A 2231-nucleotide genomic window follows, 5' to 3' on the forward strand; every position below is an offset into this window, starting at 1 on the left:
AACGAGACCCGAACATCCGGTGCGGAATCCGAGTATTACGAAACGCTGATACCGCCCCGCGCTGCAGCTAATCAACGTCTTTTTTCCCTGAATGAGCTGGCGCTGCTGCCCGACCTCCCTCTTCTGCCACTCAAAAAAATCCGACATCAGCTTTGCACTCTCCCCGAAGAGTTCCAGCAAATTAATGTGAATATGCTGACCGAAGAACAGGCTCCTCTGTTAAGCGCCTTATTTCTTGGCGGTATTAATCAGGAGGATGCAATCAGATTAATTTCAGCGCGACCGCGCAGAGGCTGGGTTTCTGTTGACGCTTTTCTGAAAGAGGTGAAGAAACAGCGTTTTAGTCTGGAAATCCAAAGCAGCGAATTAAAACCGCTGCTGACGGTACGCAGCCAATACTTCGTCCTCTATACGCTAGGCCGGTTTGAAGAACAGCAAAATGCTATGAGCAGTTTTGTGCAATTCAATCCACAGGATTCAAAAATCAAAATTTATCAACGTCGCTATCGGGTAATTGAGTAAATGGAACAACTTCATCTGGCCAACAGGCTGTTTATCAGGGCTGGTACTACGCCAGAGCACTCACTCTATTGGTTCACGGATAAGGCAGAATGTGACAACGATATCCATTGCCTGCCGGATACCGAACATTTATCAGAACTCGCCACACAACCTGCGGCACGTAATGTTTGTCTGTTCATCCCGGCCAGTGAAATAGTTTTCCGTCAGATCGCTCTGCCTCAACACGCAAACAAAATTACTCGCCAGATGATTGGCCATCTTACTGAAGAAAGTATTGCCAGCGATGTCGATACGTTGCATTGGGTTGAGCTTTATCGAGAAAAACAGACACTCTTTGTGGCGGGTATTGAATCAGATTATTTAAGAAACTGGCTTCGGCTATTTAGCGATGCAGGGCTGACAATAAGGCACATTTATATTGATGCCTTGCTGCTGCCCAGGCATGWAGAAGGCTGGTCGATAATGAAGCTTGATAAGCAGTGGCTCCTTCGACAGTCGGAATATTCAGGCTGTCAGGTTGAGCAGGTATTACTCGATACCCTACTTAAAATCGCAACGCCGGAGACATTACATTACTACGGAGATGAGAAATCGATTTCTCCTGGCTGGGTGCGCGCTGATCTGCCTTTTCATCCCCTGATTATGATGAAGAATAACTGTCCGTCAGCAGTGAATCTGCTGCAGGGCGAGTTCGCCGTGCGTAAAGAAGAATCCGCCTGGGAACGTCATCTGCTACGGGTGGCAACCAGCATGGCGATACTCACGGTGCTAGTGATTATCGGCGCCAAACTTTTCACCTGGTGGCAGATTTCTCAGCAAGAATCATTACTGAAAAAAGAGATGCTTGCACTTCATCAAACCTGGTTTCCGCAGGACAAACACACCCGTAATCTGAAGTTCTATTTTGAACAAAATATGAAAAAGGCACCCACAGCCTTTCTTCCTGCACTGGCAAAACTCACGGCTTATCATGGGCAGAGCCCGCAAATTGACATAGATAAATTAGATTTTCAGCAAGAGACGAAACAGTTCACTCTGCAGATTACTACGGGTGACCGGGCGGCGATTGATGATTTCGTCGAACGTACCGAAAGCGATTTTCACTTTGCCATTTCTAAGTTAGCCACGTCATCAGCGGGTATCACCGCCACGCTAACTCAGCGGAGCAAATCATGAAACAGTGGCTGATGCTTAAAAATGAACGGGAAAGATGGCTGATACTGGTTGCCGCTTTTCTGTTGSCAGTAACTTGCATCTGGTACGGTATTTTAACCCCGCTCAACAACCAGATCGCCCAATCCCGGGCACGGGTCAACACGCAACATCACCAGCTTGAATGGATGATTCAGCAAACCCAGCGTCTCGGGGCACCTTCCGGACTGCGAGTTAAGACAGAAAAGCTGACGGAAGCTATTAACACCTCAGCGGCAGGTTTATCCCTGCAACTTCCTAAGACTACTCAGAATGAGCGGGGAGTCGCCCTAAGCTTTGAGCAGATCCCTTACACCACCCTTTTACGCTGGCTTGAAATTCTCAATAAGGAATACGGTATTCAGGTCGTGGCCATCTCAATAGTGACAGGTAACGGACCAACAGGAAGCGTCAGTGTTCCTCAACTCACACTGCGTTAACGGGCAGATGTCATAACAAGGAAGATATTTAGCATGGACGGAGGATGGCAGCAATTGTCTTATATCACATCATTACCC

3 protein-coding genes and 1 pseudogene are annotated in these 2231 nt (G+C 47.6%); all 4 read left to right on the forward strand.

What is annotated here, in order from left to right; all coding sequences use genetic code 11:
* Window positions 1–156 (forward strand): annotated as a pseudogene (locus AC1DUO_RS24200) (type II secretion system minor pseudopilin GspK); the annotation flags it as partial.
* A gap of 36 nt (window positions 157–192) precedes the next feature.
* Window positions 193–522, forward strand: a complete 330-nt coding sequence (locus AC1DUO_RS24205; RefSeq protein ID WP_477989135.1) for a type II secretion system protein GspK — start codon at window positions 193–195, stop codon at window positions 520–522.
* Window positions 523–1698 (forward strand): type II secretion system protein GspL, encoded by a 1176-nt coding sequence (gene gspL, locus AC1DUO_RS24210; protein WP_477989131.1) that lies wholly within the window; start codon window positions 523–525, stop codon window positions 1696–1698. It abuts the gene before it with no gap.
* Window positions 1695–2153 carry a type II secretion system protein GspM gene (gspM, locus tag AC1DUO_RS24215; RefSeq protein WP_477989133.1) on the forward strand — a complete coding sequence of 153 codons (459 nt, stop codon included), beginning with the start codon at window positions 1695–1697 and terminating at the stop codon, window positions 2151–2153. The genes gspL and gspM overlap by 4 nt, the downstream gene beginning before the upstream one ends.
* Window positions 2154–2231 lie beyond the last annotated feature (78 nt).

It is taken from the genome of Rahnella sp. P4_A8 (assembly GCF_056402435.1).